At 46.7% G+C, this 14,152-nt stretch carries 11 protein-coding genes and 1 pseudogene; 9 read left to right on the top strand and 3 right to left on the bottom strand.

Going from position 1 to position 14,152, the window contains the following annotated elements:
* Nucleotides 1-448: pseudogene (locus tag P22_RS20890) on the top strand (hypothetical protein); the annotation flags it as partial.
* A gap of 61 nt (nucleotides 449-509) precedes the next feature.
* Nucleotides 510-905 carry a hypothetical protein gene (locus tag P22_RS06030; protein ID WP_054259316.1) on the top strand — a complete coding sequence of 132 codons (396 nt, stop codon included), beginning with the start codon at nucleotides 510-512 and terminating at the stop codon, nucleotides 903-905.
* A 114-nt stretch (nucleotides 906-1,019) separates the two neighbouring features.
* Here P22_RS06030 and P22_RS06025 read toward each other — a convergent pair whose 3' ends face one another.
* Nucleotides 1,020-2,504, bottom strand: a complete 1,485-nt coding sequence (locus P22_RS06025; protein ID WP_054259315.1) for a glutamate synthase subunit beta — start codon at nucleotides 2,502-2,504, stop codon at nucleotides 1,020-1,022.
* Nucleotides 2,505-2,519: 15 nt separating this feature from the next.
* Entirely contained in the window at nucleotides 2,520-7,118 is a 4,599-nt protein-coding gene (gltB, locus tag P22_RS06020; RefSeq protein WP_054259314.1) for a glutamate synthase large subunit, read from the bottom strand.
* Between the two features lie 321 nt (nucleotides 7,119-7,439).
* On the opposite strand from gltB, the gene P22_RS21455 reads away from it, so the two are divergent.
* Together P22_RS21455 and P22_RS06010 are read left to right on the top strand one after the other, a co-directional pair.
* A complete protein-coding gene (locus P22_RS21455) occupies nucleotides 7,440-8,345 on the top strand; it encodes an NUDIX hydrolase (RefSeq protein WP_054259313.1) in 906 nt (301 codons plus the stop codon).
* A gap of 46 nt (nucleotides 8,346-8,391) precedes the next feature.
* Nucleotides 8,392-9,837: a nicotinate phosphoribosyltransferase gene (locus P22_RS06010; protein WP_054259312.1), complete on the top strand. Its 1,446-nt coding sequence runs from the start codon at nucleotides 8,392-8,394 to the stop codon at nucleotides 9,835-9,837.
* A 3-nt stretch (nucleotides 9,838-9,840) separates the two neighbouring features.
* Here the strand turns inward: P22_RS06010 and P22_RS06005 are convergent, their stop codons facing one another.
* Nucleotides 9,841-10,281 carry a hypothetical protein gene (locus P22_RS06005; protein WP_054259311.1) on the bottom strand — a complete coding sequence of 147 codons (441 nt, stop codon included), beginning with the start codon at nucleotides 10,279-10,281 and terminating at the stop codon, nucleotides 9,841-9,843.
* 279 nt (nucleotides 10,282-10,560) lie between these two features.
* On the opposite strand from P22_RS06005, the gene P22_RS06000 reads away from it, so the two are divergent.
* The 5 genes from P22_RS06000 to agaD all read left to right on the top strand — a co-directional run bounded on the left by P22_RS06000 (nucleotide 10,561) and on the right by agaD (nucleotide 14,152).
* Nucleotides 10,561-10,761: a hypothetical protein gene (locus P22_RS06000; protein ID WP_054259310.1), complete on the top strand. Its 201-nt coding sequence runs from the start codon at nucleotides 10,561-10,563 to the stop codon at nucleotides 10,759-10,761.
* Between the two features lie 373 nt (nucleotides 10,762-11,134).
* Nucleotides 11,135-11,866 (top strand): GntR family transcriptional regulator, encoded by a 732-nt coding sequence (locus tag P22_RS05995; RefSeq protein ID WP_216598034.1) that lies wholly within the window; start codon nucleotides 11,135-11,137, stop codon nucleotides 11,864-11,866.
* 210 nt (nucleotides 11,867-12,076) lie between these two features.
* The gene (gene agaB / locus P22_RS05990) at nucleotides 12,077-12,547 is read left to right on the top strand and encodes a PTS galactosamine transporter subunit IIB (RefSeq protein ID WP_054259308.1); all 471 of its coding nucleotides are present in this window, start codon (nucleotides 12,077-12,079) and stop codon (nucleotides 12,545-12,547) included.
* A gap of 26 nt (nucleotides 12,548-12,573) precedes the next feature.
* Nucleotides 12,574-13,368 carry a PTS galactosamine transporter subunit IIC gene (agaC, locus tag P22_RS05985; protein WP_054259307.1) on the top strand — a complete coding sequence of 265 codons (795 nt, stop codon included), beginning with the start codon at nucleotides 12,574-12,576 and terminating at the stop codon, nucleotides 13,366-13,368.
* Nucleotides 13,355-14,152, top strand: a complete 798-nt coding sequence (gene agaD / locus P22_RS05980) for a PTS galactosamine transporter subunit IID (RefSeq protein ID WP_054259306.1) — start codon at nucleotides 13,355-13,357, stop codon at nucleotides 14,150-14,152. Before agaC ends, agaD begins: the two co-directional genes overlap by 14 nt.

Raw genomic sequence — 14,152 nt, 5'->3', positions numbered from 1 at the left:
GGGCAAGTATCATGACGAACACGATGATAAATACGACAAGGGTAAGTACCATCACGAACACGATGATAAATATGACAAGGGCAAGTATCATGACGAACACGATGATAAATACGACAAGGGCAAGTATCATCACGAACACGATGATAAATATGATAAGGGCAAGTATCATGACAAATACGATGATAAATATGATAAAAAAATATATAACATACACAACAGCAAATACGACAAAAGCAAACATGGTAAACATCCGGGCAAATACTATGGGGATTGGACAGAAGCCTCTATATGCAAACCAAAGCCCAAACCTTATCCGGAGCCATGCAAGCCTGAAGAAGAATATTTGATTCTGTCATTGACGAAGCCTTCGTTTCCGTTTATTGCCGGGCAAATTGTATGGATTAGTTTAGACCAGATTGTATCGGTTGCTGTGCGCAGAAGCTGCTAAGCAGCAAATGTCCCGGTAGAGGGATGGTTGAAAGAAATTTGTATAGAAGGTGATTAATATTATGTCGACTACATTATCCGAATTTAAAATAAAAGCAGGAGCTACTGTTAGAGTACTTACGACTGCTGCGAATGAAGTAAAAACCGGCAGGCGGGAAAAATTCGAATTCCATAAAGAACAAAAACATTTTCAGGAAAAGGACTGTTTTGACAAAAAATTCCATGATCCGGCGGGAATTTTTACCGGTGTCTTATTGGATGTTTGTAACATTAAAGGCAGATGGGGAGCGGACTCTTCCTGTGACTGTAACGAACATCATGAGAAGTACTGGGACAAAGAAGATAATTCATTTCTTATTTTATCATTAAACAGAGCGTCTTTTCCCTATGCATCAGGAGAAATCATCTGGATAAAAAGAGAACAGATTGTGGCGGTTGCAGTTGTATGTGACAATTAAAGGTGGCTTGCCGTGTGCCGGATAATAAAGCTAATTCAATATATGTATCTATTAGTTTGAACTATGATATTTTTTAGGATTCGCGAAGTAGTTTAGCGAATCTTTTCATTTGTTTTATGGCAGTGAAGAATGTCCCATTAAATATTTATCGCATTCTCTGGCAACGCCGCGTCCTTCATTGATGGCCCAGACGACAAGGCTTTGCCCCCGCCGGGCATCACCGGCGGCAAAAATTCCCCGAATATTGGTAGTAAAAGTACCGTAGGGAGCGTTTATATTACTGCGTACGTCTTGTTCGATACCCAGCTTTTTAAGTAGTTTTTCTTCCGGTCCTAAAAATCCCATGGCAATTAACACTAACTGAGCGGGCCAAAATTTTTCAGTGCCGGGAATTTCCAGCGGGACTAGCCGGCCGGACATGTCTTCTTTCCATTCCACTTGTACGGTTAACAGTTCTTTTACGTGACCTGTTTCATCACCGATGATTTGTTTGGTCATCAGGGCATAGTGGCGTGGATCATGTCCGAATAACTCGCTGGCTTCCTCCTGGCCATAGTCCGTTTTTAATACCCGGGGCCATTCGGGCCAGGGATTATGGGCTGGTCTGGCGACGGGAGGGCGGGGCAGTATTTCGAACTGGGCCACACTTTTGCAGCCATGGCGTATGGCCGTACCCACGCAATCGGTGCCGGTATCGCCACCGCCGATAACGATGACATCTTTACCCTTGGCTGAGATATACTTGCCGTCGGTTAAGTTAGAATCCAACAGACTTTTGGTATTCATGCGTAAAAAGTCAACAGCAAAGTGAATGCCCTGGCATTCACGTCCGGTTACCTTAAGATCCCGGGGGCTGGTTGCACCGGTACAAAGGATGACGGCGTCAAAGTCCTGTAAAAGCTGTTCAGCCGGTAAGGTTGTGCCGATTTCAACTTCTGTTTTAAAAAAAACTCCCTCTGCCGCCATCCTGTCTGTCCGTCGTTTGACAACTTGCTTATCCAGTTTCATATTAGGAATGCCGTAGATCAAGAGCCCACCAATACGGTCGGCACGTTCCAGCACAGTGACGGTGTGACCGGCTTGATTCAACTGGTCGGCACAGGCCAGACCCGATGGTCCGGAGCCGACTACGGCAACCTGCTTTCCGGTTCTTACCGTGGGAAGGTGTGGCTTAATCCGGTTCTGCACATAAGCCCGGTCAATGATGGCACATTCGTTGGCCTTAATGGTAACCATGGGTTCATTAATACCCAGAGTGCAGGAACCTTCGCAGGGAGCAGGACATACTCTCCCCGTAAATTCCGGAAAATTGTTGGTCTTTAAGAGCCGTTCCAATGCTTTTTGCCACAATCCCTTATAAATTAATTCATTCCATTCGGGGATCAGGTTATTAATCGGACAGCCTGAAGCGGCACCGCTTATCACGAGGCCGGAATGGCAATACGGGATGCCGCAGTCCATGCAGCGGGCACCCTGAAGGCGCTGTTCCTCCTCGCTTAACCCGCTGTGCAGTTCGGCCCAGTCACGGATGCGTTCCCGAACGGGACGATCTTCGGCAAGTTTGCGGTTGTATTCCATGAATCCAGTGGGTTTAGCCATAATCTCATCCTCCTGTCAGTTGCCGCCGATGCGGGCAAGATCACGGTGATTTTCTTCAAACGCAGCCATCCATGCGGCATCGCCGGTTAAGCCCTGTTTATGGGCCTTGTCAATAGCCGTCAGCATACGCCGGTAATCGTGAGGAATGACTTTGATGAATTTATGCCGCAACTCATCCCAGTCGTCCAGAACTTCACGGGCACGCGGGCTGCCGGTGTAGGTAAGATGTTTTTTGATTAGTTCGTAAAGTTCGTCAAATTCTGTTTTTGATGCGGGAGCAGTTAGATCAACCATTTCTTTATTGCAGTTGCGGTTGAATAGATTGTTTTCATCCAGTATATAGGCAATGCCGCCGGACATACCGGCTGCAAAATTCCTTCCGGTGGGGCCGAGAATGACGACCCGTCCGCCGGTCATATATTCGCAGCCGTGATCACCAACTGCCTCGACCACTGCGGTGATGCCGCTGTTCCGGACGCAAAAGCGTTCGCCGGCAACACCATTGATATAGGCTTCACCGCGGGTGGCGCCATAAAACGCCACATTGCCGATAATGATATTTTCCGACGGTGCAAAGCAGGCCTGTTTAGGTGGATAGACAATGATTTTGCCGCCGGAGAGCCCCTTGCCGATATAATCATTGGAATCCCCTTCCAGCTTAAGGGTAATGCCCGGGGGAAGAAAAGCGCCAAAGCTTTGTCCGGCTGAACCGGTAAAATGAAGGGTAATGGTATCCTCCGGCAGTCCGGCAGCACCATACTTTGCTGTGACTTTACTGCCCAGAATGGTTCCCACTGTGCGATCGGTATTATGAATGGACAGGCTTTTTTTCACTTTTTTGCCGCTTTCTAAAGCCGGCTGGCATATATCTAAGAGCAAACGGTTGTCAAGTACCTGGTCAAGTACATGATCCTGAAAAATCTGACAATAGTGCCCAACGTTGTCCGGCACTTCGGGCTGGTGTAAAATTGCCGAATAGTCAAGTCCCCTGGCTTTCCAATGGTCAATAGCAGGTTTCATTTCCAGCCGGTCGGACCGTCCGACCATCTCGTTGAGGCTTCTAAAGCCCAGCATAGCCATGATTTCCCGTAGTTCCTGCGCAATGAAACGCATAAAATTCATGACATACTGGGGATCGCCGCTAAATTTTTTCCGCAGCTTAGGATTTTGGGTTGCCACACCGACCGGGCAGGTATCCAGATGGCATACCCGCATCATCACGCAGCCGAGCACGACCAGAGGGGCGGTGGCGAAGCCGAATTCTTCGGCACCCAGGAGAGCTGCAATCGCAACGTCGCGGCCGGTCATTAGTTTGCCGTCGGTTTCCAGTGCGATCCGGCTGCGCAAATTATTCAGCAGCAGGGTCTGGTGGGTTTCGGCCAGCCCCAGTTCCCAAGGAAGACCGGCATGGCGAATGCTAGAACGGGGGGAAGCGCCGGTACCTCCGTCGTAACCACTGATCAGAATGACATCGGCCAGTCCTTTGGCTACACCGGCGGCAATCGTGCCGACCCCGGCTTCCGAAACCAGCTTTACACTGATGCGGGCAGCGGGATTGGCATTTTTCAAATCGTGGATTAGTTCTTTAAGATCTTCAATGGAATAAATATCGTGATGCGGAGGCGGGGAGATTAAGCCGACCCCCGGGGTGGAATGCCTTACCTTGGCAATCCAGGGATAAACCTTGCCACCGGGCAGTTGTCCGCCTTCACCAGGCTTGGCGCCCTGAGCCATTTTGATCTGAATCTCGTTAGCGCTGACCAGATATTCACTGGTGACACCGAAGCGGGCGGATGCTACTTGTTTGATGGCACTGCATTTGGAATCGCCGTTTGTTTCCATTTTGAACCGGGCCGGATTTTCGCCGCCTTCACCGGTATTGCTTCTGCCGCCAAGCCGGTTCATGGCAATGGCAATAGTTTCATGTGCTTCCTGGCTGATGGAACCAAAAGACATGGCGCCAGTTTTGAATTTCTTGACGATGGATTCCACCGGTTCCACTTCTTCTAAAGGCACAGGCGGTGTATTGATTTTGAACTGCATTAACCCTCTTAGTGTACAAAGGCGTTTGGAAGAGTCATTAATGAGGGCGGAATAGTTTTTAAAGGCAGCAAAGCTTCCGGTGCGGCAGGCCAGCTGCAGGGCATGGACGGTTTCCGGATTGTATAAGTGATATTCGCCGTTTCTCCGGTATTGGTAAAAGCCGCCGCTGTCCAGTTCAGGTTCTTCCAATGAACTGGAGGGAAAAGCAGCAGTGTGGCGCAGTTCCGTTTCTTTGGCGATTTCCTCGATGCCAATACCGCCGATACGGCTCGGCGTCCATGTAAAATAACGGTCAACAAACTCGTGATTCAGTCCCAGCGCTTCAAAAATCTGGGCGCCTTGATAACTTTGTATGGTAGATATCCCCATTTTGGAGAGAGTTTTAATTACTCCCTTAACAGCGGCTTTTATATATTGTGCAATGACCTTTTCCCTGGAATCTGTTTCTAGAAATCCCTCGTCAATCATAGCGTCTATCGAATCAAAAGCCAGATAAGGGTTAACGGCGGTTGCGCCGTAGCTGAGCAGGCAGGAAAAATGATGAACCTCACGGGGTTCCCCGGATTCCAAAATAATGCTTGCGCGCGTTTTCAAACCGGCCTGAATTAAGTGATGGTACAGGCCTGATACGGCCAGCAGCGATGGAATGGCGGCATGATCCCGGTCAATACCGCGGTCTGTTAGTATCAAGATGTTGACTCCGTTGCGAACAGCCTTTTCCGCGGCGAAGAATAATGCCGTGAGCGCAGCCTCCAGCCCCCTGCTGCCGGCAGAGGTTTTATAGAGTATCGGCAAGGTTGCCGCTTTAAAGCCGGGCAACCGGATTTGTTTTAATTTCTCCAGTTCATGGTTCGCCAGAATGGGAGAGGACAGTTTAATACGCCGGCAACTGGAAGAAGCTGGCGCCAGCAGATTTTGTTCAGCACCGACCAGTACTTCGGATGAAGTGACAATGGTTTCCCGCAGAGCATCAATCGGCGGATTGGTTACCTGGGCAAACAATTGTTTGAAATAGTCAAAGAGAAGCTGCGGTTTTTGGGACAATACCGCCAACGGAGTATCCGTACCCATAGCACCGACCGGCTCAATACCATCCCTAGCCATGGGAACTAAAATCATGCGCAGGTCTTCGTAACTATAACCGAAATTTCTTTGCTTTTGCACCAGGGTTGCTTTGTCTGCCTCAAGTACCGGTTGAGCCGGAGGCAGAGCATCTAACCTGAACATCTGCTGGTTAAGCCATTGGCGGTAAGGTTTGGCAACGGACATATTGTGCTTAAGCTCCTCATCCTGGATAATCCGTCCTTTTTCGGTATCAATGAGCAGCATTCTGCCTGGATGGAGACGTTCTTTTTGCAGAATTTTTTCAGGAGGGATATCCAGGACGCCGACTTCTGAGGCCAGGATAACCAAGTCGTCGGTTGTTACATAATAACGGGAGGGTCTAAGCCCGTTCCGGTCCAGTACCGCACCCACTCTTATACCGTCGGTGAAGCCGATGGCAGCAGGCCCGTCCCAGGGTTCCATCAGGCAACTGTGAAATTCATAAAAAGCCTTTTTTTCTTTACTCATACTTTCATGACCGGACCAGGGTTCAGGAATCATCATCATCATGACATGGGGCAGTGAACGTCCTGAGAGCAGCAAAAATTCGGCGCAGTTGTCAAAGATTGCGGAATCGCTGCCACCCGAATGAATGACCGGCAGTACTTTTGGCAGATCTTTGCCAAAGGCCGGAGTTTCAAACAGAGACTCACGGGCGTGGAACTGATTGATATTACCACGCAGCGTGTTGATTTCGCCATTATGAATAATATAACGGTTAGGATGGGCTCTTTCCCAACTGGGAAACGTATTGGTGCTATAGCGGGAATGAATGAGAGCCAGCGCGGTTTCAACGCAGGGATCACACAGATCCGGGTAGAAATCACCAACCTGTTCAGCTTTGAGCATCCCTTTATAAACCAGTGTTTTGGCTGAAAGACTGGCTATATAGAAAGATGCTGAAGGATTTTCCCCTATTGCCGGAACTTCCTTTTCAGCCCGTTTACGAATGACAAACAGCTTTCTTTCAAAAGCAAGCAGGTCATTTAGAGCGTTGCTGCGGCCAATAAAAATCTGCCGGATATACGGCATGCATTCCCTGGCGGTTTTGCCGATGCCTGCAGTATTAGTAGGCACATCACGCCAGCCTAAGAGTTTCTGACCTTCTTCAGCAATGATGGTTTCCAGGCAGGTTTCATAATGGTGCCGCAGGCGGCCATCGGTGGGTAAAAAAACCATTCCAACCCCATAAGCGCCATTTCCAGGCAGGTCAAAGCCACTCATCCGGCATACTTTTTTCATGAATGTGTGCGGTATTTGCAGGAGTATGCCCGCACCGTCACCGGTGTTTGGCTCGCTGCCGGTGCCGCCACGATGGCTTAAATTTTTCAAAGCCGTTAGTGCCTGCTTTAGTATCCGGTTTGATTTGTTGCCTTTAATATTAACGATAAATCCCATGCCGCAGGAATCATGCTCAAACTCCGGATGGTACAGCCCCTGTTTTTGAAGCGGTTTAATCCTGTTCATAATGATTACATCCTTCCCAACATAATTCGTGTTTCTCCAATCAGTTTTTATGAAGAATCATCAAATGCTTTGATGTTGGCAGCACTACTGGCGAAATTTATTTTTTGATACTATTTTTTTCTTTTTACTATAAAAAATCCTGCCAGGTTTATGAAAAAGCAGAACTTGTAATTAAATTAATATGAGGCCGGGGAAGGAAAATTTCCGGTTATGGCAGAGAAGTGAGAATTTTGCGGTATTGATTGACATTTATTCCTGATATAACTACAATTGATATTAACATGATGATAATATCAAAAAGGTTATATTAAAGGTGGTTATATGGCTGAAACCAGTGATGAACAGAGGCTTACGAAGACAAGGGATGTAAGCGGTTATCAAATTAACCAATATGAACAACCGTCAGTCACGGTAGACATGCTTATTTTTACCGTAACCAATGAAGGGAAGACCAATTACCGGAAACTGCCGGATAAAGTGCTGCGGCTTTTGCTGGTAAAAAGAAAAGATCCTCCTTTTATTGGGCAATGGGCCTTGCCGGGTGGTTTTGTCAAAATGAACGAAGGGCTGGAGGAGGCGGCCATCCGCGAGCTAAAAGAAAAAACAAACATTGAAAATATCTATATGGAACAATTGTATACCTGGGGGGAAGTGGGACGGGATCCACGAACCCGGGTAATCAGTTGTTCGTACATGTCGCTGGTGGACAGTGCGACGCTTACTGTCAAGGCCAGCAAGCATGCCGATGATGCCAAGTGGTTCACCGTCTCCTCCAATCTATATCAGGAACAGAAAACGGTGACGGATAGGGGGATGATTTTGCGGCAACTGTATAATCTGACACTCTTCAATGACGAGGAAAAATTGTCGGCAGTTATAAAAATTGTGAAAACCATAGAAAATAAGGTTGCCAAAGTGGAGCGAAGCATTATAAAAACAGAGGGAATTGCTTTTGATCACGCCAAGGTCATTGATTATGGCATTACCCGGCTGCGAAGAAAGATTGAATACACGGATATTGCTTTCAATCTTATGCCGGAATTGTTTACCTTAACGGAACTGCAGCAAGTATATGAGGTCATTTTGGACAGAGAATTGTTAAAAGCAAATTTTCGCAGGAAAATTGCCGATATGGTTGTGGAAACCAATGAATACCGCAAAGATGCGGGGCACCGGCCTTCAAAACTATTTCGCTTCCGGCCGGAATGGGGCGTGGCAAGAGACTGAGGGGCAAAGGAGCGCGGATGTGATATCCGTCAGGGAGGAATAAACAATGAGCTTTGAAGAAAAGCTGAATTTGACAATGTTAACTGATTTTTATGAATTAACGATGGCCAATGGTTACTTAGAAAGCGGACTGGCCAGCCGCATTGCTTATTTTGATGTTTTTTTTCGTAAAATTCCCGATAACGGCGGCTTCGCTATTATGGCCGGTGTCGAACAACTAATCACCTATTTGAATAAATTAAAATTCGATGAAGAGGATATCCGCTATTTACGCGAGAAAAAATTATTCAGCGAAGAGTTTCTGGCCTACCTTCTGGATTTTAAATTTTCCTGCGATGTATGGGTTATTCCCGAAGGCACGCCGATTTTTCCTAATGAGCCGATTGCCATTGTCCGCGGGCCGGTCATTGAAGCGCAGTTTGTGGAAACCATGATACTCCTTACCATTAATCATCAAAGTTTGATTGCCACCAAAGCCAATCGTATAGTCAGGGCGGCAGAGGGAAGACCGGTTATGGAATTTGGCTCTAGAAGGGCTCAAGGCTACGACGGGGCCATATTCGGAGCGCGGGCAGCCTATATCGGCGGCTGCGTAGGAACAGCCTGCACCCTGGCGGAGCGGGATTTTGGCATCCCGGCTTTCGGCACCATGGCCCATAGCTGGGTGCAAATGTTCCCCAGCGAACTGGAGGCATTCCGGGCCTATGCCAGAACCTATCCGGATGACTGTACCTTGCTGGTCGATACCTATAATGTATTAAAGTCCGGTGTGCCGAATGCCATTAAGGTGTTTGATGAGGAGTTGAAACCCAGGGGGTTCCGGCCGAAGGGAATACGTTTGGACAGCGGCGATATCACCTATTTGAGCAAGCGTGCCCGTAAACTGCTGGATAAGGCAGGATATTCCGATTGCAAGATTGTGGTATCCAACTCTTTGGATGAGTATATTATTCGGGAACTTTTGGTCCAGGGAGCGCAAATGGATTCTTTTGGCGTAGGGGAACGGCTCATTACCTCGAAATCAGAGCCGGTTTTCGGCGCTGTATATAAATTGGCGGCTATTGAAGACAACGGGGTGATTACACCTAAAATAAAAATCAGTGAAAATGTGGAGAAACTGACCAATCCTGGTTTTAAGCAAGTATGGCGTTTTTTTGACCGCGATACCGGCAAAGCGATAGCCGATGTGATTACCCTGGCCCAGGAAGAGATCGACAGCCGCCTGCCTTATGTGCTGTTTGATCCGGAGCATACCTGGAAACGGAAAAGAGTCACCAATTATTACGCTAAGAAGCTTTTGGTTAAGGCTTATGACAAGGGAAAATGTATCTATCCAATCTTGAAGTTAAAAGATGTGCGGGCTTATTGCCAGGAACAGGTGGGAACCCTGTGGGACGAAGTACTGCGTTTTGAGAATCCCCATAATTATTATGTGGATCTGTCGGAAAAACTCTGGCGGCTGAAGGAAAGGCTGTTAGTCGATCTGATGTAGGTGCTATTGAACGATAACCCATAAATCGGCAGAACGTTCGGTTTCGGTGTTGTTGGGAATGATCTGGAGTTTACCTTTTCCTGCTTTTACGGCAGTAAAAACGAGTTTTCCGGTTTGTTCCGATTCCTGACGCATAATATCGCCAAAAAAGTTTTCGCCGGAAGAACGGAAGCGGGTATGTTTGGTAAGGCCGGGGGTCGGCTCCAGGATCAGTTTCTGGCCGACTTTAAGTGTGATCTGCCTGGACGAAAGTTCTACCGGTCCGGAGCTGCCGTAATTATAGGTGACTTTCACAGCGGCAGGAGCGACCTGACCGGCCGGCGGTTTTACCGGAGTTGATGGTCTCGGGTCTACCGGAGTGATATTGGTGCCGCAGCCTCCCCAAAGCAGGCTTAGGGAAAGGAAGAGCACGGCAAGGCAAAGAAGCGATCTGATTTTTTTCATGCAGCTTTCCTCCTGGTATTATGTACTAGTATCGTGGGTCACCTATGGCTTAAATGACGCACGGTACTAGTAGTATTAGGAGCTTTTTTATGATTTATGACATGTTATGTTTTGAAATCAAGACTGCCAGAGTGGATAGTCGGTCTTAATTTGTTTTTGCAAGGTAGAGCAGTAACTGTAATTTTGTTGACTTTTTTTGGCTCAAATATATGCGCATATATTTTTTTATAAGATTTATACTATGCATAGGCTTCTATTAAAAAATGGAGGTGTATGTAAATGGGAAAAGTTATGTCGGAAGAGGCAAAATATAAATTAGCGCATGATCTTGGTTTTGGTGAGAAGGTGGAAGACCATGATTGGAGCGACGTTACTACGGGTGAAGTTGGTTCCATGGTCAGGGAAGCAATAAAACGTGGTGAACAGGCGATAGCAGAAGAAGCGAAAGCCAATGGTGCAGCACATCAGAATGCCAAATGAATTAGCAAGATGACTCGGGTCTATGAAAGATTCCAGGTCATCTTTTTTTTACATGCAGCCAGTCATTTCATAACGCGGGCGGCTATGAGACAGCTGCTAATGATTGAAAATATTGGAGCGTTAGTATTGTCGTGAAAAATACTTAAAGTCCCTCGGCCGGCAGTTAGAGGTGTTAGAAATTGAACGGATAGTTTATGCAACGGTAATCTAACGATTGTCCGAATCCTCGAGTAGTTTTCGGTATGGCTTTATGTACTCGGTAACCAACCTCCATGCGCATAGTCTTTAAAAAACAATAAAAGTGATTGACAGAGTATTTAGAAGAGCTATATAATAAATACAAATGGTACGTACCACTAAAGGAGTTACTGAAGTGACCAGAGCGCGCATAGACAAATTGAGCCGGATTCCTCTTTATTGCCAGTTAATGGATATTCTGATTGAGGACATTCAGCAGAATATGAAAGAAGACGATCAAATACCATCGGAACGTGAAATATGTGAACAATATAATGTCAGCCGATCCACAGTCCGGCAAGCCATGCAGGAAATGGAAAAGGAAGGATATATTTATCGCGCTCATGGAAAGGGTACTTTTGTTGCGCCCTTGAAGTATAATCAGGATTTGTTAAAGTTTTATAGTTTCACCGAGGCGATGAAAAAGCTGGGGAAAATTCCATCCTCCCGGGTATTAAAGTTTGAGATGTTTTCTTGCGATCGGAAAATTGCCCGGAAACTGGAGATAGAGGAACACAGCAAAGTATATAAGTTCGTGCGGCTGCGCCTGGCTGATGATAAACCCATGATGATTGAAACGACATACCTGCCGGCCGGAAGATTTCCCGGGTTAACAAAGAAACGGCTGGAAAGTATGGCTATGTACGATATGTTCTCCCAGGAGTTTAGCACCAGTATCAGTTCGGCCAGGGAAGTCTTTCAGGCCGTTAGCATCAACGAAGAAGAAGCCCGGTATTTACAGATCGACAAGGCGGTCCCCGGTCTCAAAATCGAACGCTATACCTATGAGCAGGAGCATATAATCGAATATACGCTCAGCATAGCCAGAGGGGATAAATTTGAGTATTGCATTACATTGAACAAGTAGACGGCTTGCCGATGTAATGTTTTTTTAAACTAAACTGGTACGTACATCATTACCTATTTTGTGATAATATATGACAAAACCAGGAGGAGGTGATGAACTGAGAAGCCGTTTTTTTGATCTCGATAACACATTCATACTAATGGGAGGAGGCTTAGCAACGGTTTTATCAGGTAGCAGGGAACCAGACGATGTGACAAAGGGGGAGAACCAATGGGAATACCTAATATCTTACTAACCCGGATTGATAACCGGCTCGTGCATGGGCAGGTAGGAGTGACGTGGACCACTTCACTGGGAGCTAATTTACTGCTGGTAGCTGATGATGAAATTGTTAAGGAGCCGTTACAGCAGCAATTGATGGCAGTTACAGCGGAAGCGTCCGGTGCGCAGATCCGATTTTTCACGGTGGAACATACAGTAAACGTTATCCATAAAGCCTCAGCGAATCAAAAACTATTTATTATTTGCAGGACGCCGGGAGAAGTCAGACGATTGGTAGCGGGCGGTGTGCCGATTAAAGAAGTGAATGTGGGCAATATGCATTTTGTCCAGGGCAAATGGCCGTTAAGCAAAAAAGTGTACGTCGACGATACCGACATGCAGGATCTAAAGTATATTCTGGACCAGGGTGTAAGCGTGTTCATTCAGGATACGCCGGGAGATATCAAAAAATACATTTGAATCATTCATGGGGAGGGGAAACAGGTATGCACAGCATCACTTTGCTGCAGGGTTTAGAACTCGGAATTATGGCAGTGATTATGGGAATTGATTTCTGGCTGGAAGGGTTGTTCCTGTTCCGGCCGATTATTGTCTGTACATTTACCGGAATTATTTTAGGTGATTTGAACCTGGGCCTGGTCGCCGGGGGACTAACGGAGCTTGCTTTTGCCGGTTTGACTCCGGCCGGCGGTACACAGCCGCCCAATCCTATTCTGGCCGGTGTGATGACGACCATTATTGCATTTACAACCGGAGTGGAAGCGCAAACGGCAATTGGCCTGGCCTTACCGTTCAGTTTCCTGATGCAATATATCATTTTGTTCTACTATTCCAGCTTTTCCTTTTTTATGGCGAAAGCCGATACATATGCTCAGGAAGCCAATGTTTCGGCTTTTGTCAAACTAAATATATTGACGACGGCGATTGTGGCGCTGACTTATGGAATCGTCGTATTCTTGTGTACTTATGTTGCACAGGAGCCGATGCAAGTGCTGGTACAGTCAATGCCTGCATGGCTGACCCATGGCTTTGAAATTGCCGGAGGCATTTTACCGGCCGTTGGTTTTGGGATGCTGTTAAAAGTTATGCTGAAACAGCAGTATATCCCCTATTTAATCATTGGATTCCTGTTTGCATCCTTTATTCAATTCTCCAACTTATTGCCGGTAGCTTTACTAGGGACGGCATTCGCCATTTATGAATACTTTAATAGCAAGGACAGGTATCCGTTGATGCCGGCTTCCGGGATGAAAGGGGAGGATTGCGATGAAGGAATCTAAGGTACTGCTAAAAAGTGATATTACCAGGCTGGGCGTTATCTCATCTTTTTTGCAGGCGAGCTTTAATTATGAAAGAATGCAGGCCGGCGGGTTTACACTTGCCATGCTGCCGGCTCTGTGCAAGATCTACCGGGATGATAAGGCAAAACTAGCGGCAGCAATGAAAGATAACCTTGAGTTTATTAATACGCATCCCAATCTTGTCGGGTTTTTAATGGGGCTGCTTATTTCTCTGGAGGAAAATGGAGAAGACCGGAGTCTGATCAAAGGCTTGAAGGTAGCTTTGTTTGGCCCGCTGGCCGGGATTGGCGACGCTATTTTCTGGTTTACTCTTTTGCCGATTGTCGCAGGTATCAGTGCTTCCTTTGCCTTGCAGGGAAGTATTATCGGTCCGGTCCTGTTCTTTGCGGTATATTTTACCGTATTTGTTCTGCGCATTGCCTGGACACATTTAGGCTACAACCTGGGGCTGAATGCCCTGGGAAAAATAAAGGATAGTTCACGGACCATAGCTAAGGCGGCAACTATCTTAGGGGTAACGGTAATCGGCGGGTTGATAGCGTCCTATATCCATATTGAGGTTTTATCGGAGATTGCCATTAATGCGGAGCACAGTGTATCTTTGCAAAAGGACTTTTTCGATAAAATCTTCCCCAACCTTCTGCCCATGAGCTATGCCTTGTTCATGCTGTATCTGTTAAAACGCCGGAAGATGAATCCTTCGCTGTTAATCCTGGCAACTTTTGTAGCCGCCATATTCTTCTCTTTTATAGGAGTATTGTAA

The sequence above is a fragment of the Propionispora sp. 2/2-37 genome, from assembly GCF_001298735.1.
In the GTDB taxonomy this organism is placed as follows: Bacteria; Bacillota; Negativicutes; order Propionisporales; family Propionisporaceae; genus Propionispora.
The sequence above is the reverse complement of the archived record's forward strand: the minus strand, read 5'-3'. Positions and strand labels throughout refer to the sequence as shown.